1 protein-coding gene is annotated in these 358 nt (G+C 64.5%); it reads right to left on the bottom strand.

Going from position 1 to position 358, the window contains the following annotated elements; all coding sequences use genetic code 11:
* Window positions 1-355, bottom strand: a 355-nt coding sequence (locus tag EN824_RS33805; protein ID WP_189522276.1) for a TRIC cation channel family protein, incomplete at its 3' end; no start/stop codon positions are given.
* Window positions 356-358 lie beyond the last annotated feature (3 nt).

Raw genomic sequence — 358 nt, 5'->3', positions numbered from 1 at the left:
GCACCCCGGTGATGACAGACACGACCGGCGAGCCGGTGATCGCCAGGCCTTTTGCAGCCCCCATCACCGCGAAGGCGGCAAGCCCAATGGCGTCGAGCCAGAGCAACAGCTTGTAGCGGTATTCGACGCGGTGAGCGCTGAAGAAGACAAGCACGGCGACAAAGGCGCAGATCAGCACATAACCGCTATTGGCGACCCAGAACACCGGCAGGTTGAGGATGACATCGCGCAGCGTGCCGCCGCCGATGCCGGTGACGCTGGCCAGGAACAGGAAGCCGATGATGTCCAGCTCTTTGCGCGACGCCGCAAGCGCGCCCGTCGCCGCAAAGACGGCGACGCCGGCATAGTCGAGCAGATC

The sequence above is a fragment of the Mesorhizobium sp. M8A.F.Ca.ET.181.01.1.1 genome, from assembly GCF_004792025.1.
Classification (GTDB): Bacteria; Pseudomonadota; Alphaproteobacteria; order Rhizobiales; family Rhizobiaceae; genus Mesorhizobium.
This window is presented reverse-complemented; position numbering and strand designations above follow the sequence as displayed.